Origin of the sequence: Cellulosimicrobium sp. JZ28 (assembly GCF_015327065.1) — a bacterium.
Classification (GTDB): Bacteria; Actinomycetota; Actinomycetes; order Actinomycetales; family Cellulomonadaceae; genus Cellulosimicrobium; species Cellulosimicrobium funkei.
Map to the genome: position 1 here is coordinate 3,856,730 of NZ_CP017660.1, position 22,987 is coordinate 3,879,716.

Annotated in this window: 18 protein-coding genes and 1 pseudogene; 9 read left to right on the top strand and 10 right to left on the bottom strand. The window is 70.7% G+C overall.

Annotated features, from left to right (window positions below; translation table 11 throughout):
- The first annotated feature begins 32 nt into the window (after positions 1-32).
- The 3 genes from trxA (at position 33) to BJP59_RS17285 (ending at position 2,955) form a co-directional block, all read left to right on the top strand.
- Positions 33-365 carry a thioredoxin gene (gene trxA / locus BJP59_RS17275; RefSeq protein ID WP_021479912.1) on the top strand — a complete coding sequence of 111 codons (333 nt, stop codon included), beginning with the start codon at positions 33-35 and terminating at the stop codon, positions 363-365.
- Between the two features lie 228 nt (positions 366-593).
- The gene (locus BJP59_RS17280) at positions 594-1,829 is read left to right on the top strand and encodes an aminotransferase-like domain-containing protein (protein ID WP_194521570.1); all 1,236 of its coding nucleotides are present in this window, start codon (positions 594-596) and stop codon (positions 1,827-1,829) included.
- A gap of 205 nt (positions 1,830-2,034) precedes the next feature.
- The gene (locus BJP59_RS17285; RefSeq protein WP_228485457.1) at positions 2,035-2,955 is read left to right on the top strand and encodes a D-alanine--D-alanine ligase family protein; all 921 of its coding nucleotides are present in this window, start codon (positions 2,035-2,037) and stop codon (positions 2,953-2,955) included.
- A 1,338-nt stretch (positions 2,956-4,293) separates the two neighbouring features.
- On the opposite strand, the gene BJP59_RS17290 is transcribed toward BJP59_RS17285, so the two are convergent.
- The 9 genes from BJP59_RS17290 to rpmH all read right to left on the bottom strand — a co-directional run bounded on the left by BJP59_RS17290 (position 4,294) and on the right by rpmH (position 11,377).
- Complete coding sequence (locus BJP59_RS17290) at positions 4,294-4,431, bottom strand: hypothetical protein (protein WP_194521572.1); 138 nt, start codon at positions 4,429-4,431, stop codon at positions 4,294-4,296.
- Between the two features lie 675 nt (positions 4,432-5,106).
- Positions 5,107-6,459: a ParB/RepB/Spo0J family partition protein gene (locus BJP59_RS17295; protein WP_194521573.1), complete on the bottom strand. Its 1,353-nt coding sequence runs from the start codon at positions 6,457-6,459 to the stop codon at positions 5,107-5,109.
- Positions 6,456-7,628 carry a ParA family protein gene (locus BJP59_RS17300; protein ID WP_336244582.1) on the bottom strand — a complete coding sequence of 391 codons (1,173 nt, stop codon included), beginning with the start codon at positions 7,626-7,628 and terminating at the stop codon, positions 6,456-6,458. The genes BJP59_RS17295 and BJP59_RS17300 overlap by 4 nt, the downstream gene beginning before the upstream one ends.
- A gap of 115 nt (positions 7,629-7,743) precedes the next feature.
- Positions 7,744-8,406: a 16S rRNA (guanine(527)-N(7))-methyltransferase RsmG gene (gene rsmG / locus BJP59_RS17305; protein WP_194521574.1), complete on the bottom strand. Its 663-nt coding sequence runs from the start codon at positions 8,404-8,406 to the stop codon at positions 7,744-7,746.
- A 412-nt stretch (positions 8,407-8,818) separates the two neighbouring features.
- A complete protein-coding gene (locus BJP59_RS17310; protein ID WP_086150127.1) occupies positions 8,819-9,346 on the bottom strand; it encodes a Jag family protein in 528 nt (175 codons plus the stop codon).
- 39 nt (positions 9,347-9,385) lie between these two features.
- Positions 9,386-10,471 (bottom strand): membrane protein insertase YidC, encoded by a 1,086-nt coding sequence (yidC, locus tag BJP59_RS17315; RefSeq protein ID WP_144679290.1) that lies wholly within the window; start codon positions 10,469-10,471, stop codon positions 9,386-9,388.
- Between the two features lie 61 nt (positions 10,472-10,532).
- Positions 10,533-10,868, bottom strand: coding sequence for a membrane protein insertion efficiency factor YidD (gene yidD / locus BJP59_RS20370; protein WP_021479903.1), 336 nt, complete (start codon positions 10,866-10,868; stop codon positions 10,533-10,535).
- Complete coding sequence (gene rnpA, locus BJP59_RS17325) at positions 10,865-11,233, bottom strand: ribonuclease P protein component (protein ID WP_031315171.1); 369 nt, start codon at positions 11,231-11,233, stop codon at positions 10,865-10,867. Before rnpA ends, yidD begins: the two co-directional genes overlap by 4 nt.
- A gap of 6 nt (positions 11,234-11,239) precedes the next feature.
- The gene (gene rpmH / locus BJP59_RS17330) at positions 11,240-11,377 is read right to left on the bottom strand and encodes a 50S ribosomal protein L34 (RefSeq protein WP_034225701.1); all 138 of its coding nucleotides are present in this window, start codon (positions 11,375-11,377) and stop codon (positions 11,240-11,242) included.
- A 544-nt stretch (positions 11,378-11,921) separates the two neighbouring features.
- Between rpmH and dnaA the strand changes: the two are divergent.
- The 5 genes and pseudogenes from dnaA (at position 11,922) to BJP59_RS17355 (ending at position 18,692) form a co-directional block, all read left to right on the top strand.
- Positions 11,922-13,342: pseudogene (gene dnaA / locus BJP59_RS17335) on the top strand (chromosomal replication initiator protein DnaA).
- Between the two features lie 1,279 nt (positions 13,343-14,621).
- Positions 14,622-15,752, top strand: a complete 1,131-nt coding sequence (dnaN, locus tag BJP59_RS17340) for a DNA polymerase III subunit beta (protein ID WP_034651929.1) — start codon at positions 14,622-14,624, stop codon at positions 15,750-15,752.
- A 52-nt stretch (positions 15,753-15,804) separates the two neighbouring features.
- On the top strand, positions 15,805-16,743 hold the full coding sequence (gene gnd, locus BJP59_RS17345) for a phosphogluconate dehydrogenase (NAD(+)-dependent, decarboxylating) (RefSeq protein ID WP_194521575.1): 939 nt from the start codon (positions 15,805-15,807) through the stop codon (positions 16,741-16,743).
- 37 nt (positions 16,744-16,780) lie between these two features.
- Positions 16,781-18,085 (top strand): DNA replication/repair protein RecF, encoded by a 1,305-nt coding sequence (gene recF / locus BJP59_RS17350; protein WP_194521576.1) that lies wholly within the window; start codon positions 16,781-16,783, stop codon positions 18,083-18,085.
- A gap of 106 nt (positions 18,086-18,191) precedes the next feature.
- Complete coding sequence (locus BJP59_RS17355; RefSeq protein ID WP_061268303.1) at positions 18,192-18,692, top strand: DUF721 domain-containing protein; 501 nt, start codon at positions 18,192-18,194, stop codon at positions 18,690-18,692.
- 92 nt (positions 18,693-18,784) lie between these two features.
- On the opposite strand, the gene BJP59_RS17360 is transcribed toward BJP59_RS17355, so the two are convergent.
- Entirely contained in the window at positions 18,785-20,329 is a 1,545-nt protein-coding gene (locus tag BJP59_RS17360; RefSeq protein ID WP_194521577.1) for a hypothetical protein, read from the bottom strand.
- Between the two features lie 561 nt (positions 20,330-20,890).
- On the opposite strand from BJP59_RS17360, the gene gyrB reads away from it, so the two are divergent.
- Positions 20,891-22,966, top strand: a complete 2,076-nt coding sequence (gene gyrB, locus BJP59_RS17365) for a DNA topoisomerase (ATP-hydrolyzing) subunit B (RefSeq protein WP_031315400.1) — start codon at positions 20,891-20,893, stop codon at positions 22,964-22,966.
- Positions 22,967-22,987: the final 21 nt, after the last annotated feature.

Genomic DNA, 22,987 nt, shown 5'->3' on the forward strand with positions numbered 1-22,987 from the left:
CCGCAGCCACCGACGTCCCCAGGAGGTTCACCATGTCGACCGTCCCCGTCACCGACGCCACCTTCCGCGCGGAGGTCCTCGAGTCCGACGTCCCCGTCCTCGTCGACTTCTGGGCGACCTGGTGCGGCCCGTGCCGCCAGGTCGCGCCGATCCTCGAGGAGCTCGCCGAGGAGTACGACGGCAAGATCAAGATCGCCAAGCTCGACACCGACGCGAACCCCGAGACGACCGCCGCCTACGGCATCGTGTCGATCCCGACGCTCAACGTCTACGTCGGCGGGGAGCTGCAGAAGTCGATCATCGGTGCGCGCCCCAAGCGGGCGCTCACGGAGGAGATCGACGCCGTGCTCGCCACGACCGTCTGAGCCGTCGCCTCCCGCGATCGCACGGTCTGCGAGCGACCTCTCACCACGCACGCCGGAGGGCGGGCCACCAGCACGGTGGTCCGCCCTCCGGCGTCTTCACGCGATCCCCCGATCCTCCGTGCCACACTGGGGATCGTGACTGGACCGACGACTCCCTCGCAGCAGCCCGCTCCCAGCGGCACCCGCCTCGACCCGTGGTTCGGTGCCTACGCAGAGCGAGCGCACGGGATGCGAGCGTCGGAGATCCGAGCCCTGTTCTCGGTCGCGAACCGGCCGGAGGTCGTGTCGCTCGCCGGCGGCATGCCGTACCTCGAAGGCCTCCCCCTCGACCAGATCGCCGACACCATGCAGCGCCTCGTCGCGACGCGCGGTGCCACGGCGCTCCAGTACGGCTCCGGCCAGGGCGACGAGACCCTGCGCGAGCGGATCCTCGACGTCGTGCGGCTCGAGGGCATCGAGTGCCACCCCGACGACGTCGTCGTGACGACCGGCTCGCAGCAGGCGCTCGACCTCGTCACGCGGATCTTCATCGACCCGGGCGACGTGGTCGTCGCAGAGGCGCCGAGCTACGTCGGGGCGCTGGGCGTGTTCCGGTCGTACCAGGCCGACGTCGTGCACGTGCCCCTCGACGAGCACGGGCTCGTCCCGGAGGCGCTGGAGGAGACGCTCGCGCGCCTCGCCGCCGACGGGCGTCGCGTCAAGCTGCTCTACACCGTCCCGAACTTCCACAACCCCGCCGGCGTGACCCTCACCGCCGAGCGCCGCCCGCGCATCCTCGAGATCGCGCAGCGGTACGGCGTCCTCGTCATCGAGGACAACCCCTACGGGCTGCTCGGCTTCGACGGCCAGACGCTCCCCGCGCTGCGATCCCTCGACGAGGACGGCGTCCTCTACCTCGGCTCGTTCTCGAAGACCTTCGCCCCGGGCTACCGCGTCGGCTGGGTCGTCGCGCCGCACGCCGTCCGCGAGAAGCTCGTGCTCGCCAGTGAGTCCGCGATCCTGTGCCCGTCGAACGCGTCGCAGCTCGCCATCGCCGCCTACCTCGACACGTGCGACTGGAAGGGCCAGATCAAGCAGTTCCGTGAGCTCTACCGCGAGCGTCGCGACGCGATGATCGGCGCCCTCGCCGAGCACCTCCCCTCGGCGCGCTGGACGGTGCCCGACGGCGGCTTCTACACCTGGGTCCAGCTTCCCGACGGGCTCGACGCGCGGTCCATGCTCCCCCGCGCGGTCACCGCGCGCGTCGCCTACGTCCCCGGGACCGCGTTCTACGCCGACGGCACGGGCGCGAGCCACGTGCGCCTCTCCTACTGCTTCCCGACCCCGGAGCGGATCCGCGAGGGCGTCCGTCGCCTCGCGGGCGTCGTGAACGCCGAGCAGGAGCTCGTCGAGATCTTCGGCACCAACGCCGAGCTCGACCCCGACGTCACGGACGTCGAGAACCCCTCGCCGAACCTGGCCTGAAGCCCCTCACCACACGACGCCGCGGCCGCCCCACCGGGCGGCCGCGGCACCGAACAGGAGTCCGTCACCAGTGGACACGACCACGGGCAGCCCCACGACGAGCGGCGTAGCCGACAGCACGACCTCGACGGACGCGCAGCGCCCTGACCAGCACCTTCACCTTCTCCGGCCCGACGACGACGTCCCCCCGGGCGGGCACGTCGCCATCCTCGCGGGCGGTCTCTCGCACGAGCGCGACGTCTCGCTCCGCTCCGGGCGCCGTGTCGCGGAGAGCCTCCGCGCGGCCGGTCTCGAGGTGACCGTGCACGACGTCGACGCCGACCTCCTCCCCTTCCTCGAGTCCGCACGACCCGACGTCGTCTGGCCGCTCCTCCACGGTGCCAGTGGAGAGGACGGTTCGATCCGCGACGTCCTCGAGCTCGTCGGCGTGCCCTACGTCGGCACCGGTCCGCGCGAGAGCCGGGCAGCCTGGAGCAAGCCCGTCGCGAAGAACGTCGTCCTCGGCGCCGGCCTGTGCACCCCGGAGTACGTCACCCTCCCCCAGAGCCTGTTCCGCGAGCTCGGCGCCCAGCCCGTGCTCGACGCGGTCGTCGCACGCCTCGGGCTGCCGCTCGTCGTGAAGCCGACGCACGGCGGGTCCGCGCTCGGCGTCACGCTCGTCGAGCGAGCCGACCAGCTTCCTCGCGCCATGGTGGACTGCTTCGCGTACGGCGAGGTCGCGCTCATCGAGCAGGCCATCCGCGGTGTCGAGCTGGCCGTGAGCGTCGTCGACCTGGGCCGCGGTCCGGAGGCCCTGCCGCCGGTCGAGATCGTCACGACGGGCCCGTACGACTTCGACGCGCGCTACAACCCGGGCCGGACCGAGTACTTCGCACCGGCGCGGCTCGACGACGACATCCTCGGCGTCGTCCGCGAGGTCGCCGTTCGGGCCCACTCCGCGCTCGGTCTCCGCGACCTCTCCCGGACGGACGTCATCCTCGACGCTGACGGGGTCGTGCAGTTCCTCGAGGTCAACGTCGCGCCGGGGATGACCGAGACGTCCCTCCTCCCCCAGGCGGCACGCGCTGCCGGACTCGATCTCGGGCACCTCTACCGGTCTCTCGTCAACGCGCACGTCCGGCACTGATTCCTTTCCCGCCTTGCTGACCGGCGCCGCTGTTTCACGTGAAACAGCGGCGCTGCTCGTTTTCGGCCCTCTCCGGCGGCACTGGTGAGCGAGAGCCACGGTGATGCCACGGGCTGCCGCGGCGGTGTTCGCGGATGCGTTGGCCAGACGGGATAGCACCGATTCATGCGACCCATCCCGACCTCGGCGCAGACGTTCGTTCCCGGGCCGACCCACGTCCCCGTCATGACCTCGTACGGAGGACCTTCGCGCCCTTCCGACAGGCCGGCTCAGGATCGCCGACAGGCGCGTCGTTTCACGTGAAACGCCCCTGATGGGACCGGCCGACTTCGCGCGGGCCGACGCTCCGAGCAGTCGGCCCGGCGCCGCCCGCGCGTCTCCCTGGCCGGCGTTCCCGGACCCGCGCCCACGGACTGGCGGCGCACGGCGTCGCGCTCGCGGAGCGAGGAGACCTCTGGTTCGCTTGGACGCACCTGTGTTGTCTCATTCTCCGAAGGCGGAGAGCTTTCCCGACCACGGCGACGCGCACCGTGCAGCAGAGCCACGGAGGCGAAGGTCTCGGGTGGGCGGGGGTTCGCCCGTACCGGTGCGTGATGCCGCTGACCGTCCACGACCGCAGCGGGGCCAGGATGGTCGCGAGGGGGAAGAACGAGCCTCACGCGGCGGGGCCCCCGACCGCCGCACTTCTGACCTCCCCTGCATCCAGGTCCACCCCTGGTGATCTTGTCGGCGCATCACGAGAGCCCCTCCCCTCCCCCGGCACCGGGCTGTGGCATCCAGCCCCGCCGATGCGTCGCGCGCCCTGGCGCTTCACATGCGGAGTCGGACGACGCGGTGCGGGCAGGTGCGCGGCGTCCAGCTCAGCCGCATCGGACGGTGCCACGACCTTCCGATGTTCCACGTGAAACAGCCGGTCGCGACGCGTGAGCCAGAGACGCCGCGTTGTCCGGCCCGTCCGCGTACGGGCCAACCGCGACGCCACTGTGTTCTCACGAAAGAACTCCACCGGACCGTCCACCGGCGCGTCGGCCGGCGGTGCACGGCAGCGGCATCGAGACGGCGTGGGCCACCTAGCCACGAGCGGCAGCTCTGCGGCCCGTCGTCGAAGACACGAGGCCCGCCCCGCTCAAGAGCCATCCCGTCGTCAGAGCATCTGCGTGGTGTCGGGGGTCCTCGGCCTCTGCCGCAAGGAGCAGCCGAGACGCCGCCCCGCACATCGACCCGTTGGTGGGGTGCCAGAGCGGCCACGTCACGGAGCGCTTGCTCTGCCCAACGTGTCCGGGGATCGTTCGGCCTCGCCTCCGACGCGAGCGTCTCCGAGCGGAGAGCGCCGCGGACCTACGCTGCCTCGACGATGGACGGGCGCCGGCAGCGCGTGAGGAGGTCGGCGTCGGCCGTCTGCTCGCTTGCCGTCGTGGAGCCGACCAGCAGCCACGTCGTCCCGGACCTGTTCCACGTGAAGCACGTCGAGACCACAGCCTGCTCCGTGATGAGTTCTCGACCCCTGCGCGACGAGGAACGCGGCGAACGGCGACGGCGTCGGCCCGAGCCGGAGCGCCACGACCTCGCGCGCGTACGCGATGCAGGCGCTCCCGGCGAAGCGTCGGCGAAGCCGGGTCCGCCGAGCCGCGAGCGCTCCACGGCGTACGCCCGCGCGCGGCCGCTCGTCTGCCGTTTCACGTGAAACATCCGCCCTTCCCTCCGGGCGGAAACCACTACCGTCACGTGTACACAGTGCGCGAAGGGTGTGAGCGAAGGCAGCCTATCGAGACACGGCCGTCCTCGGCAGCGAGGCGTTCCAGAACTCGCTGAAAATCCTCGTGCTCCACCCGGCAGTCTTCCTTCCGCCCGTCTCGAGGCGGGTCTGCGGTAGATACGCAATCTCCTCAGCATGCATCACCCGCACAGCGCGTTGTGGCGACCGGCCGGACACAGGGGTCGCTGGTCATGCGACTCAGACACGCGCCGGTGACGCCGGCTCAGGCGTCTCATCGCAAGAATGCGGAGGAGACGAGGTGCGGTCCGTCCTCCAAATAGACCAGCGGGGCGGGTGCACTCGCCGTATGGCGTGCGCACCCGCCCCGCTAGGTGATCCCCGAGAGCCGACGCTGGTCGACGCAGATTCGCCGGAAGGACCGGCGCGATCGTCGTCTACTTCCGCAACAGACCCGGGTCGTCGGGCGCCATGACATCCAGGATGCGGTTGAGGTCCTCGACGGAGGCGAACTCCACGGTGAGACGGCCCTTGTTCTTGCCCAGGTCGACCTTGACGCGCGTCTCGAAGCGGTCGGACAACCGATGCGCGAGCTCGTCGATCGCCGCGGACCGCTGACCGGCCCGAGGAGTTCGCGGCGGGCGACGCTCCCCGTCCAGACCGCCCATCGCGACGATCTCCTCCGTCGCCCTCACGGAGAGGCCTTCGGCGACGATGCGCTGCGCCAGACGCTCGATCTCCGCACCGTCCGTGAGCCCCAGGAGCGCCCGGGCGTGTCCTGCCGACAGCACTCCGGCAGCAACCCGACGCTGTACCAGCGGAGGCAGGCGCAGCAGACGCAGGGTGTTCGAGATCTGCGGACGGCTTCGCGAGATGCGGTCCGCCAGCTCCTCGTGGGTGCAGCCGAAGTCGTCCAGAAGCTGCCGGTACGCGGCCGCCTCTTCGAGGGGATTGAGAGCACTGCGGTGCAGGTTCTCCAGGAGCGCGTCGCGCAGCAGGTCGGCATCGTCGGTCTCACGGACGATGGCCGGGATGACATCGAGACCCGCTGCCTGCGTCGCCCGCCAGCGGCGCTCGCCCATGATCAGCTCATACGCGCCGGACTCCCCCGGCACCGGGCGCACGACGATCGGCTGGAGCACGCCGATCTCACGGATGGAACCGATGAGTTCATCGAGCTCGCCCTCGTCGAAAACGGTGCGCGGCTGCCGCGGGTTGGGTCGGATGGACGAGGCCGGGAGCTCGGCGAACCGCGCGCCCGGAACGGGCACCAGGTCGTCGGCGGCCCCGCCCGCCCACTCCTCCACGCTGGTCGATCCCGCAGGTGAAGAGTCACCAGGCTCCGTTGCGGAGTTCTGCTCCCTGCTCGCCTCCGGGCTGGGGTCCGGCGTCGTTTCACGTGAAACTGTGCCCGTCGTCGCCGCGTCTGCCGTCGGCGAGTCTGTCGTCGACGAGTCACGAGTCGGCGCGGGGCGCGCGCTCGAGTCGGCGGTGTCCCCCGCCGCCACGGCATCCAGCTCAGCGAGGTCCGCGTCCGAGAGCGAGGTGAGGGACGCGAGGTCAGCAGGCCCGGCGTCCGCGTCCGCCACCAACGTCGTCACACTCGTGGTGGCTGCCGCCTCCTCGGTCTGCTGGTCGACAGAACTCTCTGCGGCGCCGGCCGTCTCGTGGTGCTTCGTCTCGTCCGTGGCAGGGCTCGGGAAGAAGACGTCGACGGGCCGCCTGCCCTCGGAGCTCGTCGGGATCAGGGCACCTAGTCCTCGACCGAGCCCTCGGCGCTTCTCGCTCATCGCTGTTCCTCCTGCCGCAGGCCGGGACCACCGATGGTGCCGGCGAACTCATGATCGTGGTGAGACGTGGAACCGGAATGTGCTGACACCGGAGGGTCCTGGGGTGGCCGCAAGTCGGCGTTCCGTTGACGGTCCTCGCTCGTCCCCTCGTCGCTACGGTTCTCCGCTCGCTGTGTGAGCTCGCGGGCCGCTTCGAGGTACGCGAGAGCCCCCGTCGACCCCGGGTCATAGGTCATGACCGTCTGCCCATGGCTCGGGGCCTCCGAGATGCGCACGGAGCGTGGGACCGTCGTGCGCAGCGTCTGCTCCGGGAAGTGCTCGCGGACTTCGCTGGCGACCTGCTGCGCAAGGTTCGTCCTGCCGTCGTACATGGTGAGCAGGATCGTCGAGACATGGAGCCCCGGGTTGAGGTGCGCCTTGATCAGCTCGATCGTCTTGAGGAGCTGGCTCAGGCCTTCCAGGGCGTAGTACTCGCACTGGATCGGGATGAGCACTTCCCGGCCGACCACGAAGGCATTCACCGTCAGGAGGCCCAGGCTCGGGGGGCAGTCCACCAGGACGTAGTCGATGGGTTCGAGGCCGTCGCGCTCACGCTGGGCGAGATACTCGTCGAGCGCACGACGAAGCCGTGTTTCACGTGAAACGAGCGACACGAGCTCGATCTCTGCACCCGACAGATCGATGGTCGCCGGGACGCACCAGAGGGTGGGGATGTCGGGACACTGCTGCACCGCACTCGCCAACGGGTCGCCATCGACGAGAACCTCGTAGACCGACGGCGTCCCCGCACGATGCTCGACGCCGAGAGCGGTCGACGCGTTTCCCTGAGGATCGTTGTCGATCACCAGGACGTTGAGCCCGGCCATCGCCAGCCCGGCGGCGAGGTTCACTGTCGTCGTGGTCTTCCCGACGCCGCCCTTCTGGTTCGCGACGGTGATGATCCGCGTCGTCACCGGTCGGGGGAAGCGACGTCCGTGAAGGTCGATCCGACGGCGAGCGTCCTCCGCGAGCTGGGCCGCCAACGGCGTCGACTCGTCGGCGACGGGAAGACTCGCCATCAGCGCTGCCCGGCGGTCGTCCTCGGTTCCCATGCTCCGATCGCCCTCCCCGTCGTGGGAGAGCGCCACCTGCTCCTCGGAGCCGTCGGGGCCCACAGGGCTCTGCGTCACGCGTCTCATCCTCTCCGTCGTCGCCTCTCAGCATCCGCCGTGCGCCATGGCTTTCGACGGATCTCGGGGCCGAGATCGGGCGTGTCGCTCACGCCCTCGGCACCCGTTCCCCAGATCAGCGGGATCCAGTCTGCCGCACGATACGAACGACCGTCGTGGTCTCCACACCGGGGAGCGTCGGTGCCTCGATGATCTCCGGCTCCGACCCCTTGAGCTTGCGCAGGACCTTCCGCGCCGGATCGATCTCGCGACTCACGTTGCGACCCTTGAGAACGATCATCTCTCCGCCAGGTCGAACCAGCGGGAGCGACAGTCGCGCAAGCTTGTCGAGTGCCGCGACGGCTCGTGACGTCACCGCGTCGCACTCGAACGCCCCGTGATACTCCTCGGCTCGGCCTCGCTTGACCTCGATGTTCGGCAAGGAGAGTTCCTCGGCGATCTCCGTCAACCAGGCACAGCGTCGCTCCATCGGTTCGATGAGGTAGACGGTCGCCTCCGGGCGCATGGCGGCGATCACGACGCCCGGCAGGCCGGCGCCCGATCCCACGTCGGCGATCAGCCCGGTCCTGGGCAGGAAGGGCACGACGGCGGCCGAGTTCAGGATGTGACGGTCCCAGATGCGCGGAACCTCCCGCGGTCCGATGAGACCGCGCAGCTCGCCTTCGTTGCGCAACCGTTCGGCGAACTTCTCGACGACGACGAACGAGTCACCGAAGTACTCGATCAACGCCTCCCGGGGGATCTCCGGCTCCTCGTTGCCTGCGGCCTCATGCTGCATCGGGTCGTCTGCCTCCTCGTGTGCGAACGCCTCATCGTTTCACGTGAAACGACGTCGAGCGTGCGCGGCCCACCGAGTGTGGAGCGAGGTTCGGCGCGCTCTGACCACGGTCCTTCGCGTTCCGAGGATCGTCGTCACGCTCCTCCTCGCCGACCCGAGGAACGGCGGTCGTCACCACGTGGCGAACGCTGTCAAGCACGGCGGCATCTGCCCTGGACCGCACACGCTCCGTCACCGGGCCCTCGTCGCGCCCCGCAGCTCCTGTGCGTTCCCCTGCCGACGGGATCGTCAGCACCTCCGCACCCAGAGTCGCGCGGAGCTGGTGGTCACCTGCACACCTCAGGAACGCACTTCGCCCCGCGTTTCACGTGAAACGCGGGGCGAAGAAGCGGTGGGGTCGTCTCCGGCGGTGTCAGTCTGCCGGGTAGATGACGACGTAGCGCTGCGGCTCGACACCCTCCGAGTCGCTCCGCAGCCCGGCTGCGGCCACGGCGTCGTGGATGACCTTGCGCTCAAAGGCGTTGAGCGGTTCGAGCGAGACCTTGGCGCCCTCGGCACGCACGCGCTCGATCGCCTCTGCGGCCTGCGCCGTGAGCTCACGACGGCGGCCCGCCCGGAAACCGGCGACGTCGAGCATCAGGCGGCTCCGCTCCCCCGTCCTGGCCTGCACGGCGAGGCGCGTCAGCTCCTGCAGCGCATCGAGCACCTCGCCGTCGTCGCCGACGAGAGAGCTCAGAGCGGCGGGGTCGTCCGCGACGATCTCGACAGCGGCCCGGTCGTGCTCGACGTCGATGTCGATGTCACCGTCGAGGTCCGCGATGTCGAGGAGCTCCTCGAGGTAGTCCGCCGCGATCTCCCCTTCTTCCTCGAGTCGGGTGGTCTCCGGGGCGGATTCCTCGGTGGACGTCGCGTCGGGCGCGGGCGTCTCGGTAGGCGTCATGCGTTGCTCCTCACGGCACGTGCGCGCTCGGGCGCAGGTCTACTTCTGCTTCTTCTTCTTGGGCGCGGGCTTCGACGCGCCGGTCCCGGACCCGCCCTTCGCGGCACCGCCCGGTGTCGGCTTGTCCGCCGGGGCGTCCTCCACCGGGGCATCCTCCGGGGTGGTCGCGGACACCGTCCCGACGGGACGAGGGGCGCTCTTCTGGCGGTCCTTGCGCTTGGGCTGCTGACGCTGGCCGCGAGGCTGCTCGATGACCGGCGTCGCGTCCTCGACGACACCCTTCGCCGCACGCTTCCGCGCCTGACGCTCCTTGAGGAGTCGCTCCGCCTCCGAACCGGGGGCCGGCATACGTCGGATCGTGTAGAACTGCTGACCCATCGACCAGAGGTTCGTCGTGGTCCAGTAGACGAGGACACCGACGGGGAAGTTCACGCCGGAGACGGCGAAGATGAAGGGGAAGACGTAGAGCATCATCTTCTGCGTCGAGGCCATCGGGCCCTCGAGAGCGGCCTTCGGCATATTCTTCATCGTGAGCTGGCGCTGCGTGAAGAACGTCGTCGCGCACATCGCGATGATGAGGACCGCGATGACGATCTTCGTCTGGAGGTCGTCGGTGCGGAGGAAGACGTCGGACAGCTGCGCACCGAAAACCGACGAGCTCTCGATGTCAGACGCCACGGACGCGTCGATGGGACCGATCGGCTTCGAGGAGCCGTCGGAGATCGGCACCAGGCCGTTCAGCACCCGGAAGAGCGCGAAGAAGATCGGCGACTGGAGCAGGATCGGCATGCAGGAGGCGAAGGGGTTCGTCCCGTGCTTCTTGTACAGGTCCATCGTCTCGCGGCTCATGGCTTCGCGGGACGCCGGGTCCGTCTTGCCCTTGTACTTCTTCTGGATCGCCTGCATCTCCGGCTGCAGCATCTGCATGCCGCGCGACGCCTTGATCTGCTTGAAGAACAAGGGGATCAGCAGGATGCGGATGATGATGACCAGGCCGACGATCGACAGAACCCACGCCGGGCCCGGGCCGTCGGAGAACCCGAGGAACACGAGACCCTGGTGGCAGAGGTACATGATCCACGCCACGACCCACTCGATCGGGGCGAGGAACGCGAAGAAGTCCATCGGTGACTGCTCCCTCAACTTCAGACAAAGCGTATGAATCGCCCGGGGATCGGGCTACGGACTAGTGCGTGTGTCGTGCCGGCGGAACGTCGTCGACCCCACCGAGGCTCCAGGGGTTGCAGCGCAGCAGCCGCCAGAGGGCGAGGCCCGTTCCGCGCAGGGCGCCGTGACGACGCACCGCCGTGAGGGCGTACTGGGAGCAGGACGGGTAGTACTTGCACGTGGGCCCGGTCATCGGGGAGATCACCGACTGGTAGGCCCTGATCATGCCGATCAGCGTGAGGGCGGGGACCCGGCGCAGCAGGTCGACGACCCGGCGGACGATGCCGCGCTCGTCGGTCCCCGGCTCCTCGGGCGAGGACGGCGCAGGGACGCGCGGCGGGTGGGTCGTCGTCATCGACGCTCGCCCGCTCGCTCGTCGAGCCGACGGGTCGCACGCACGAGACCGCTGTCGAGGTCGGCGCTGAGCTCCTCGAAGGAAGCGAGCGCCGCTCCGGGAAGCGCGCGGACGACGGCGCGCCCGTGCGCGGGCAGCACGGAGAGGCGCGACGCCGTGGCGGCACGCAGTCGGCGCTTCACGAGGTTGCGGTGCACCGCGTTCCCCACTGCCTTGGAGACGACGAAGCCGACCTGCGGCTGAGCAGCGCCCTCGGGATCCTCCGAGAGGTGCACGACCACGGTCGACCTACCAGCACGCACGCCGCGGCGCACCGCCCGCTCGAAATCGACGGAACGGCGCAGTCGGTGCGCCGCGGGGAGCACGTGCGATCAGGCAGAGAGCTCGGTGCGGCCCTTGCGGCGGCGGGCAGCCAGGATGGCGCGGCCGGCGCGGGTCCGCATGCGCAGCCGGAAGCCGTGGGTCTTCGCCCGGCGCCGGTTGTTCGGCTGGAAGGTCCGCTTGCTCACGAGGTACTCCAAGAACGTCGGGGAGGTACACCGTCTATGTCCTCGACGATGCAGTGACAGGCTCCGGTTGGCTCCTGCCGGTGGTTCGGGTCGTGCGCCGGACGGTTCCCCGCCCGGTCACCGCTCAGGCGCGCGGACCGGATGGCCATTGCTGGGGGCACCGGGTCCTCGCAGGCAGCTCCTGACGTGAGGCCTCGCGTCGAGTTTCCTCCACGCGGGCGCGCCAAGAACACCTGGAACGGCTGTCTGACGTTACGCTGCGCGACCCCTCCAGGTCAAACCACGACGGGTGACCTTCGCCGCGTGCGACGATGGCGCGGCGTCGCCCCGGATCCCGGCATCCTGCCGGTGAGAGCATCCTCACCCTACAACCCACAGCCTGTGGACAACTATGTGGATGAGGGGTTCCCATGGCACGATCGACCCCAGCATCACCCCATCCGTGACCTTCTCCTCGTCGGCGCACCCCCGCCCGGCCCGTCAGCGTGCTCGACGGCCGGAGCTCTGCCCGGCGCACGCTGTCGACCCCCGTGAGGAACTGCCCGTGGCCAACCCGGACGAGAACATCGCCGACGTCTGGGCACAGACCCTGAGCATCCTCGAGGCGAGCCCGGACATCACCCCGCGGCAGATCGCGTTCATCCGGCTGGCCAAGCCGCTCGCGATCCTGGACGACACCGTCTTCATCGCGGTCCCCCACGAGCAGACCCGCACGTACCTCGAGACGCGCGTCCGCGACGAGCTCGTGACCGCGATGTCCTCCTGCCTCGGGCGCGACGTCCGGTTCGGCATCACCGTCGACCCGGAGCTCAGCTCCGACCCCGTCCTCGCGCCCGCGTCGCGGCCGGCGGTGGAGCGCCCCTACATCGAGCCCGACGACGTGCTCCTCCCGGACCTGCCGGCACCTCCCCCGCCGCGTCCCCAGGCCGAGCCGAGCCGGCTGAACCCCAAGTACGTCTTCGAGACGTTCGTCATCGGCTCCTCGAACCGGTTCGCGCACGCGGCCGCGGTCGCGGTCGCCGAGGCACCCGCCAAGGCCTACAACCCGCTGTTCATCTACGGGGACTCCGGGCTCGGCAAGACGCACCTCCTGCACGCGATCGGGCACTACGCCCACAACCTGTACCCCAACGTGCGCGTGCGCTACGTGAACTCCGAGGAGTTCACGAACGACTTCATCAACTCCATCGGCGAGGGCAAGGCCGGGGCGTTCCAGCGGCGCTACCGCGACGTCGACGTCCTCCTCATCGACGACATCCAGTTCCTGCAGGGCAAGGAGCAGACGATGGAGGAGTTCTTCCACACCTTCAACGCGCTGCACAACGCCAACAAGCAGGTCGTCATCACGTCCGACCTGCCCCCAAGCAGCTCAACGGGTTCGAGGACCGCCTGCGCTCCCGGTTCGAGTGGGGCCTCATCACCGACGTCCAGCCGCCGGACCTCGAGACGCGCATCGCGATCCTCCGCAAGAAGGCGTCGAGCGAACGCCTCGCCGCTCCGGACGACGTGCTGTCCTACATCGGGTCGCGCATCTCGACGAACATCCGGGAGCTCGAGGGCGCGCTGATCCGTGTCACCGCGTTCGCGAACCTCAACCGCCAGCAGGTCGACCTCCCGCTCGCGGAGATCGTGCTGAAGGACCTCATCACCGACGAGGACAGCGCGGAGATCACCCCCGCCGCGATCATCGCGCAGACGGCGGCGTACTTCGGGCTGACGATCGACGACCTCTGCGGCAGCTCGCGATCGCGCGTCCTCGTCACCGCTCGCCAGATCGCGATGTACCTGTGCCGCGAGCTCACCGACCTGTCGCTCCCGAAGATCGGGCAGCAGTTCGGCGGCCGCGACCACACGACGGTCATGCACGCGAACCGCAAGATCACCGAGCAGATGGCCGAGCGCCGCTCCACGTACAACCAGGTCACTGAGCTCACGAGCCGGATCAAGCAGCAGCACCGCGGCTGAGGCGGCGCGGCCGTGCCCGGACGGTGCTGCTCTGGCACACACGTCGCGGTCGGGCGTCGCGGCCGGGCTCTCTCGCGTCGCACCGCACGCCCCCGGTGGCACTCCTCGGCCTGCGTCGAGCTCGGACGATCCACGTCCATCTCGTTCCAGGCCTCCGCCCCGGAGATTCTCGCCATCCCCCCGCGGAGCGGGTCCGAGATCACCGAGATCCCTCCGCGACCAGGCCGATCTTCTTGCGGCTGTCGAGCCTCGTCGCGACGAGACGCCGTCCGACGACCCCGGACGGACCGGACGCGCCCCTCCCCGAGCGACGTGTCAACGGGGTCGTCCACCGCCGCTGGACGGTCTCACCAGCTCGTCGCGGACCCCGAAGACCCTTCCTCACCGGTCTCGCGTGCTGTCCACAGGGTTGCCCACTGCGGTGCCATATTCTGTGGATATCGGCTCCAAGCGCCCACGCGACTCCCCGGCCACGGTCGTGAACGACACTCGTACACAGCATGTGGGTGGAGTTGTCCACAGTCATCCACAGGACTCCTGTGGGAATTCACATGCGCGGAATGCAGACGACGACGGTGGACCACAGGGTCGCGTGTGTCGCGACAAATCCTGACAACATCATGGTTTCCCCCCGAAACCTGTGGACGAAGACCTTCGTACACACCCTGTGGACGGCTCACCCAGACCGGGTCTGTGCACAGTTCTGTGGACAGCTGTGGACGAAGGCCCTCTCGGTGTGGACGGGGCACCCTCGATCGGTGGACGACGTGTGGGGACAGATTGGCCGCCCACAGGCGCCGCGACTTTCCCACACTGGGCTCACCGGTTCGTCCACACGCATTTGTGCCCTCTGACCTGGACGGACACCGGTTTTCCACGAGATCCACAACCCCTATGACGACGACGAGAGTGTTCTCAGAGGGGAAATTCCACACGCCTTCATCAGGCTCCGGCGGCCGACGGTGCGACCTGTGCTCCACGAGCCTGCTCCCGATCCTCGTCGAGCCGCGGCGAGCGCGCGACGTCGGCGGAGACCGCCGTCGGGCCTCCGTCCCCAGGCCCGCCGTTCCAGTTCCTCCCACCCGCCTCCTCGCGTAGGGTTCATGCACGACACGTGTGCGCGGACCTGCGACCCGGCACCTCGTGTCCACAGCGGCAGACCTGCCCGGTGGACGAGCGAGGACGAGCGGCCCCGACGGCGAGCCCGGCGTCGCGGCGAAGCAGGGCGGCACATGTGAAGATCGGGTCCGACCGAGACGTGGGGACGAGAGGGTGTGGGATGAAGTTCCGGGTTGAGCGTGATGTCCTGGCCGACGCGGTGACCTGGACGGCGCGAACCCTGCCGACCCGCCCGCCCGCGCCCGTCCTCGCCGGGGTCCGGCTCGAGGCCGACGCGTCGGGGACCATCGGGCTGTCGAGCTTCGACTACGAGGTCTCGGCCCGCTCAGAGATCCCCGCCGAGGTCAGCGAGCCCGGCACGGTCCTCGTCTCCGGCCGGCTGCTCGCCGAGATCTCCCGGGCGCTGCCCGCGAAGCCCGTGGACGTCGTCCTCGAGGGCAACAAGGTCACGGTGACGTGCGGCGCGAGCCGGTTCACGCTCCTCACCATGCCGGTGGACGAGTACCCGGCGCTGCCCGCGATGCCCGAGCTCTCCGGCACCGTCTCGGGCGACGAGCTGACGAACGCCGTCGCGCAGGTCACGGTGGCGGCGAGCCGCGACGACACGCTCCCCCTCCTCACGGGCGTGCGCGTCGAGATCGAGGGCGAGAAGATCACGCTCCTCGCGACGGACCGGTACCGCCTCGCCCTGCGCGAGCTCACCTGGACGCCCGTGACCCCGAGCTACTCCGCCGTCGCCCTCGTGCGCGCGCGCACCCTCAACGACGTGGCGAAGTCCCTCGGCGGCTCGGGCCTCGTCAACATCGGGCTCAACACGGGCGCCGGCGTGGACCTCATCGGCTTCGAGGCCGGGGGCCGTCACACGACGTCGCAGCTCGTCGACGGCGACTACCCCGCCGTGCGCCGGCTCTTCCCGGACGAGACGCCCATCCACGCCGTCGTCCCCACCGCCCCGCTCATCGACGCCGCCAAGCGCGTGTCCCTGGTCGCCGAGCGCAACACGCCGATCCGCTTATCGTTCACGGACGGGCAGGTCGTCCTGGACGCCGGGCAGGGCGACGACGCGCAGGCGTCCGAGGCGCTGGAGGCGGTGCTCGTCGGCGAGGACATCTCGGTGGCGTTCAACCCGCAGTTCCTGCTCGACGGCCTGGGCGCGCTCGGCACCGACTTCGTGCGACTGAGCTTCACGCACCCGAACAAGCCGGTCGAGTTCACGGGTCAGGACTCCCTGGACGGCGAGGACTCGTCCCACTACCGCTACCTGCTGGTGCCGATCCGCTTCGCCGGCTGATCCCGACGGAGCCGGACGGCTCGCACCGCACCACCGCACCCGGAGGACTCGTATGGTCACGCGCATCGGCCTCGTCGGCCTCGGCAAGATGGGCAACAACATGCGGGCGCGCGTCCGCGCCGCCGGCATCGAGGTTGTCGGCTACGACCCTCGTCCGGAGGTGTCGGACGTCGCGACGCTCGCCGACCTCGTCGCGGCACTGCCCGACGACGGCCCGCGCATCGTGTGGGTCATGGTCCCGGCGGGCGACGCGACCCGCGGCGTGGTCACCGAGCTCGGCGGCCTGCTCGGCGAGGGCGACTTCGTCATCGAGGGCGGGAACTCCTACTACGCCGAGGACCAGGCGCGGGCCGCGGAGCTGGCCGAGAAGGGCGTCGGCTACCTCGACGTCGGCGTCTCGGGCGGCGTCTGGGGCCTCGAGAACGGCTACGGGCTCATGGTCGGCGGGGACCGGACGTACGTCGAGGCGGCCATGCCGGTCTTCGACGCGCTGCGTCCCGACGGCCCGCGCGAGGAGGGCTTCGTCCACGCGGGCGAGGTCGGCGCCGGGCACTTCGCGAAGATGGTCCACAACGGCATCGAGTACGGGCTCATGCAGGCGTACGCCGAGGGCTACGAGCTCCTCGCCGCGAAGAGCGAGCTCGTCAAGGACGTGCACGGCACGATGAAGGCGTGGACCCGTGGCACGGTCGTGCGCTCGTGGCTCCTCGACCTCTTCGTCAAGGCGCTCGAGGAGGACCCGCAGCTCGCCGCGATCGACGACTGGGTCGACGACTCCGGCGAGGGCCGCTGGACGGTCGACGAGGCGATCGACAACGCCGTCCCGCTGCCGGTGATCTCCGCCGCCCTCTTCGCGCGCTTCGCCTCGCGCCAGGAGCAGTCGCCCGCGCTCAAGGCCGTCGCCGCGCTGCGCCAGCAGTTCGGCGGGCACGCCGTCAAGGCGGCCGGGCCGTCCTCCCCGGGAGCCGGGCCGCTCGAACCCCCGGCCTGACCGCACCCCGCCGACCTCCTCGACCCTCGCCGCACCGATGTACGTCTCGCACCTCTCCCTCGTCGACTTCCGCTCGTACGAGTCCGTCGACGTCGAGCTCGTCCCGGGCGTGAACGCGCTCGTCGGGCAGAACGGGCAGGGCAAGACGAACCTCGTCGAGGCGATCGGGTACGTCGCGACGCTCGCGAGCCACCGCGTCGCGGGCGACGCCGCGCTCGTCCGTGCGGGGGCCACGCGCGCGGTCGTGCGGACGCGCGTCGTGCGGGGCGACCGGGCGAGCACCGTGGAGCTCGAGATCGCGTCGGGGCGGGCCAACCGGGCGCGGATCAACCGGTCCCCGGCCCAGCGGCCGCGCGACGTGCTCGGCATCGTCCGGACCGTGCTCTTCGCGCCGGAGGACCTCGCGCTCGTCAAGGGCGACCCGGACGGACGGCGCCGCTTCCTCGACCAGCTCGCGGTGCTCCTGGTACCGCGCGTGGCGGCGCTCCTCGCGGACTACGACCGGGTGCTGCGCCAGCGCGGCGCGCTGCTCAAGTCGGCGACGGCGCTGCGCGGCCGCGGCCGGCGGAGGCCGTCCGCCGTCGAGCCGCCGCCCGACGACGACGCCCCCGAGACCGCGGCCTCGCCGCTCGCGACGCTCGAGGTGTGGGACGCGCGTCTCGCGAGCCTCGGCGCGGAGATCACGGCGCTGCGCCTGCAGCTCGTGGCCGCGCTCACGCCCTACGTCGGGGAGGCGTACGAGCAGGTCAGCGCGGGGCAGGGCGAGGCGCGCATCGCGTACCGCTCGTCCGTGGACGAGGCGCTCGACGCGGACGACGGTCGGGTGGGGCCGCCCGCGGCGGGTGGCGCCGCGGACCCGGGCGACGGACCGGCGTCGGGCATCCCCGACGTGGCGGCGCTCGAGAGGCGCATGCTGGAGGCCATGGAGGCCGTGCGCGCGAAGGAGGTCGACCGCGGGGTGAACCTCGTCGGTCCCCACCGCGACGACCTCGTCCTCACCCTGGGCGGCCTCCCCGCGAAGGGCTACGCGAGCCACGGCGAGTCGTGGTCGTTCGCGCTCGCGCTGCGGCTCGCGTCGTACCGGCTGCTGCGCGACGGCGCCCCCGCGGGCCTCGACTCGCTCCTGTGGGCCGACCAGTGGGGGCCCGACGGCGAGCCGATCCTCGTGCTCGACGACGTGTTCGCCGAGCTCGACGTCCGGCGGCGCGAGCGGCTCGCCGAGCTCGTGGCCGACGCGGGCCAGGTGATCATCACCGCGGCCGTGCCCGACGACGTCCCGAGCCGGCTCGACGGTGCGCGGTTCGCGGTGCACGACGGGACGGTGCACCGTGTCGAGGACTGAGCCCACGGACCGGGACCGGGCGGACGGCCAGGACGACGACGCGCGCCCCGGCCCGGCCGACGACCTCCCGGAGCGACGCACCACGGGGCTGCCCGTCGGCCACGTCGTGGAGCTGACCCCGCCGGCGGAGGTGGCGCGGCAGGCCCTGAACCGCGCCAAGGCGGCGGCGCGCGCGAAAGGGCTGCGGCCCGGGCAGGAGCCTCGCCGACGCATCCTCGCGGACCCGCCGACGTCGGGCGCGCGCCCGGGCGGCCGCGACCCGCAGCTCCTGGGCGACGTCGTCGCGCGCCTGCTGCGCGAGCGGGACTGGGTCGCGGACGTGTCGGTGGGGGGCGTCGTCGGGCGGTGGCGCGAGGTCGTGGGCGACCAGGTCGCCGACCACTGCGAGCCCGAGACGTTCGAGGACAAGGTGCTCGTCGTGCGGGCCGACTCGACGGCGTGGGCGACGCAGGTGCGGCTCCTCACGCCGCAGCTGCTCGAGCGGCTCGCGCGCGAGGTGGGCGAGGGGGTCGTCGAGACGGTGACCGTGCTCGGACCGGCGGGTCCGAGCTTCCGCCGGGGGAAGAAGTCCGTCCGGGGGCCGGGTCCCCGCGACACCTGGGGCTGAGAGGGTCCGGACCGACGACGAGGCCCGCCGTGCAGGGGGCACGGCGGGCCTCGCGGGTGGTGACCGGGGCGTTGGTCACCACGTCAGGGGGGTCAGGCCTGGGCTCGGCGGCGCAGCCAGAGCACCAGGGCCCCGCCGCCGACGAGCAGCGCGGCGAACGCGGCCGCGCCGGCGACCGTCGCACCGGTCGTGGCGAGCGCGGGGCCGGTCGGCTCCTCGGGTCCGGCGACGTCCTCGACGGCCACGGGAGCGACGGGCGGGTTCGCGCACGCGCTCGTCGCCGGCGGGTACTCGACCACGGTCGAGTACGACGGGTTGACCTCGAACAGCACCTCGGCGCCGTCGCGGGTCCAGGCGTAGTTGCCGTCGGTCTCCGTGTACGAGCCGTCCTCGTTCCGGACGAACCCGGGCCACTGCCTCGGCTCCTCGGCGGACGCGCCCGGCCACAGGAGGGTCCCGCTGAGCGGCTGGTCCGTCACGACGTAGTCCTCGCCGCCGTTCGGGTGCAGGAAGGTGATCGTCAGCGGGGTCTCCGAGTCGACCGTCACGCCCTCGGGCAGCCCGATCTCGTAGCCGAGGTACGGGACGTCGCCCTGGCAGACGGCGCCGATCTCGCCGGGCACGAGCGCGCACGCCTCGTCGGACGGCAGGAGGTCCTCGAGCGGGAAGAGCGCGAACCGGCCGTCCTCGGTCACGAGGTAACCCAGCTCCTCGGTCTGGGGGGAGAAGGTCGCCGCGGCGTCCTTCGGCTCGGCGACGACGCCCTCGTCCGTGAGGGTGTACCGGACGTCCTCCGACTCGGCGGGGAGGTTCTGCTCCGTGAGCTCGGTGCCGCAGACCTCGACGGCGGTCGGCACGGCCGGCGTGACGACGGCGTCGACCTCTTCCTCGACGGGCTCCGGCGTCTCGCACGCGCCCTCGGGGAGGAGATCGGCGAGGTCCTGGTGGTCCCACGCGACGAGCGTGCCCTCGGGGAACTCCCCGAGGTGCTTGCCGTCGGGCGAGTAGCGGATGTCCGTCGGGAGGTCGTCGAGACCGCCGGGCAGGTCCACGAGGTCCTGCTGGACGGCCCAGGCGGTGCACAGCCCGGCCGTGTCGACGTCCGGCTGGATCGCCCGGGCAACCTCGCGCACGTCCTCCAGGTCGAGGGGCTGCACGACCCAGGCCTTGTCCCACGGCTTCTCCGGCAGGGGGACCTCGGTGCTCGTGACGAGCTTCTGCGGGCCGGAGTTCTCCCAGGCCGCCGGCTGCGCGGGGTCGATCTTGGGGTAGACGTAGACGCCGACCTGGACCGGGGCGTCGGGCGTCTCGCAGGCCCGGGTGGAGCCGGACTGCTCGTAGTCGTACTGCGACCCGTCGGACGCGTCGACGGAGACGGTCCAGGTGTGGTCCTGCGTGGGGTCGAGGTCGTACGACCGCGTGAGCTGGCGCTGGAAGGTCGTGGACTCGACCTCCTTCCCGTCCACGGTGACGGTGAGCTCGTTGCTCTTCTTCGAGTAGGCCCAGAGCTTCACCGAGAGCGTCGTGCAGTCGGCGGTGACGTCGGGCGTGTGAGCGGAGGCGGGTGCCGCGGTGGCCACGAGCAGGCCGCCGAGCGCGAGCGCTGTCGCCGCGGCGCTCGCGAGGAGTCTCTTCACTGAGTGGGGTCCCTTCGGGGTCGAGCCGCCCGCGTGGTACCGCTGCTGCGCGGACGACGCGCGAATCAGGATGGTGTGTGGTATTAGACCACTTTCCGCGTGAAACACCGATTCCCGACTTGTCGGCTGCGGTAGCGCTCCCACCTGGAGCGCAGGACGGTTGCTGCGGGCACTTTTTCGACGACCGTGGACGGTCGCCCGAGCGTCGTGCACAGAGCCTGTGGACAACCGTGTGGAGAACTTCCGTCGGGACGGCGCGGATCGCGTCGCGAATGTCCTGCGAGATGTCCTCAGGACGGCCGAGATCCGCGGAATTCGGCTCGTGGCGGGTAGACTGGGGAGGTCATTCCGGGTCTTGTCACCACCCGCCCGCGCAACCCGTCCGCGGTGCCTCCACCGGCCGTCCGCGGCCGGTCGGACGCTCCTCGCACGGAGCAGGCGCAGGCGGCGGTGCGGGCCCGGAACCTTTGAGCAGCGGCGGCCGGTCCGGCACGGACACGGCGGTCGCGCGCACGACGACGAGGAGCAGTCCTGCCCGTGGCAGAGCACACCGACACCGCCATCCCCGACCCGACGGCGTCCGCGGAGGCGGCACCCTCGGCGGGCGGCGGCTACGACGCGAGCAACATCACCGTCCTCGAGGGCCTCGAGGCGGTCCGCAAGCGTCCGGGCATGTACATCGGCTCCACCGGTGAGCGCGGTCTCCACCACCTTGTGTACGAGATTGTGGATAACTCTGTGGACGAGGCCCTCGCCGGGCACGCGGACACGATCGACGTGACGCTCCTGGCCGACGGCGGCGTTCGCGTCGTCGACAACGGCCGTGGCATCCCCGTGGCGATCCACCCGACCGAGGGCAAGCCGACGCTCGAGGTCGTCATGACGATCCTCCACGCCGGGGGCAAGTTCGGCGGCGGCGGGTACGCCGTCTCCGGCGGTCTGCACGGCGTGGGCATGTCGGTCGTCAACGCGCTCTCCACGCGCATGGTGTCCGAGGTCCGGCGCGACGGGTACGCGTGGCGGCAGGAGTTCACCGAGGGCGGGAAGCCGGTCGCGCCGGTCGAGCGGCTCGAGCCGTCGCAGGAGACGGGCACGACGCAGACCTTCTGGGCCGACCCGGAGATCTTCGAGACGACCGACTACGACTTCGAGACCCTGCGGGCGCGCTTCCAGCAGATGGCGTTCCTCAACAAGGGGCTGCGCATCACGCTGACGGACGAGCGTCCGGCCCACCTCGACACCGGCGACGAGGTGACGGGCGGGGACGACGCGGCGGCGGACGCCGACGGCGTCTCGGAGGCCGACGGCACCGCGGCGGCCGGCTCGTCCCCCGCGCGCACCGTGACCTACAAGTACGACGGCGGCCTCGTCGACTACGTGAAGCACCTCAACACGGCGAAGAAGGTCGAGCTCGTCCACCCCGACGTCATCGACTTCGAGTCGGAGGACACGGAGAAGCGCATCTCGGTCGAGATCGCGATGCAGTGGACGAGCGCGTACTCGGAGTCCGTCCACACCTACGCGAACACGATCTCCACGACGGAGGGCGGCACGCACGAGGAGGGCTTCCGTGCGGCGATGACCTCGCTGGTCAACCGCTACGCGCGCGACAAGGGCATCCTCAAGGAGAAGGACGAGAACCTCACGGGCGACGACATCCGCGAGGGCCTGACGGCGGTCATCTCGGTGAAGCTCGGCGAGCCGCAGTTCGAGGGCCAGACGAAGACGAAGCTCGGCAACACCGAGGCCAAGACCTTCGTGCAGCGCGTCGTGCACGAGCAGCTCACCGACTGGTTCGACGCGCACCCGAACGAGGGTCGCGACGTCATCCGCAAGGCGATCCAGGCGTCGCAGGCGCGCCTCGCCGCCCGCAAGGCGCGCGAGGCCACCCGCCGCAAGGGCCTGCTCGAGTCCGGCGGCATGCCGGGCAAGCTGCGCGACTGCCAGTCGAACCGCGCGGAGGAGTGCGAGATCTTCATCGTCGAGGGTGACTCCGCGGGCGGCTCGGCCGTGCGCGGGCGCAACCCCCGCACGCAGGCGATCCTGCCGATCCGCGGGAAGATCCTCAACGTCGAGCGCGCGCGCCTCGACCGGGCCCTGTCCAACCAGGAGGTCCAGTCGATCATCACGGCGTTCGGCACCGGCATCGGCGAGGACTTCGACCTCACGAAGCTCCGGTACCACAAGATCGTCCTCATGGCCGACGCCGACGTCGACGGCCAGCACATCGCGACGCTCCTGCTCACGCTGCTGTTCCGGTACATGCGCCCGCTCATCGAGAACGGGCACGTCTACCTCGCGCAGCCGCCGCTCTACCGGCTCAAGTGGTCGAACGCCCCGCACGACTACGTGTACTCCGACAAGGAGCGCGACGCGTTCCTCGCCGCCGGGCAGGCCGCCGGCAAGCGGATCCCCAAGGAGAACGGGATCCAGCGCTACAAGGGTCTGGGCGAGATGGACTACTCGGAGCTGTGGGACACGACCATGGACCCCGAGCACCGCACCCTCAACCAGGTGACCCTCGACGACGCCGCGGCGGCCGACGAGATCTTCTCCGTCCTCATGGGCGAGGACGTCGAGTCCCGCCGGAGCTTCATCCAGCGCAACGCGAAGGACGTGCGGTTCCTTGACATCTGAGCCGCTCCTCGCGGAGCCGGG

Coding starts and splice junctions, on each gene's coding strand:
- trxA (WP_021479912.1), top strand. CDS start 33: ATGTCGACCGTCCCCGTCACCGACGCCACCTTCCGCGCGGAGGTCCTC.
- BJP59_RS17295 (WP_194521573.1), bottom strand. CDS start 6,459: ATGAGCGAGAAGCGCCGAGGGCTCGGTCGAGGACTAGGTGCCCTGATC.
- BJP59_RS17280 (WP_194521570.1), top strand. CDS start 594: ATGCGAGCGTCGGAGATCCGAGCCCTGTTCTCGGTCGCGAACCGGCCG.
- gnd (WP_194521575.1), top strand. CDS start 15,805: ATGGTCACGCGCATCGGCCTCGTCGGCCTCGGCAAGATGGGCAACAAC.
- yidC (WP_144679290.1), bottom strand. CDS start 10,471: ATGGACTTCTTCGCGTTCCTCGCCCCGATCGAGTGGGTCGTGGCGTGG.
- yidD (WP_021479903.1), bottom strand. CDS start 10,868: ATGACGACGACCCACCCGCCGCGCGTCCCTGCGCCGTCCTCGCCCGAG.
- rsmG (WP_194521574.1), bottom strand. CDS start 8,406: ATGCAGCATGAGGCCGCAGGCAACGAGGAGCCGGAGATCCCCCGGGAG.
- dnaN (WP_034651929.1), top strand. CDS start 14,622: ATGAAGTTCCGGGTTGAGCGTGATGTCCTGGCCGACGCGGTGACCTGG.
- BJP59_RS17310 (WP_086150127.1), bottom strand. CDS start 9,346: ATGACGCCTACCGAGACGCCCGCGCCCGACGCGACGTCCACCGAGGAA.
- recF (WP_194521576.1), top strand. CDS start 16,781: ATGTACGTCTCGCACCTCTCCCTCGTCGACTTCCGCTCGTACGAGTCC.